We start from the raw sequence: 239 nt of genomic DNA on the forward strand, positions 1-239 counted from the left end.
CGGAGCGAGCCGAAACGCGTCACGCGATCATCCGTTCAGTGGCCGTCGGCATGCTCGGGCTTGCGGGCCTGCTGATCAACGGCGCCGTCATCCTGGGATATGCCAACGCGAACGGCGCGGTTGCCTGCGCGCTCGGCGTCGCGTTGTTTCTGCTCATCCTGGCCATCCGCAGGCTGGACCTGTCGGTCCTGGCCGCCACCGCGATTTGCGTGGTCGCGGCCGTTGGCGCGGCCCTCGTT

1 pseudogene is annotated in these 239 nt (G+C 68.6%); it reads left to right on the forward strand.

What is annotated here, in order from left to right:
* Positions 1–239, forward strand: a pseudogene (locus CWO89_RS46770) (hypothetical protein); the annotation flags it as partial.

It is taken from the genome of Bradyrhizobium sp. Leo170, from assembly GCF_004296405.1.
Classification (GTDB): Bacteria; Pseudomonadota; Alphaproteobacteria; order Rhizobiales; family Xanthobacteraceae; genus Bradyrhizobium.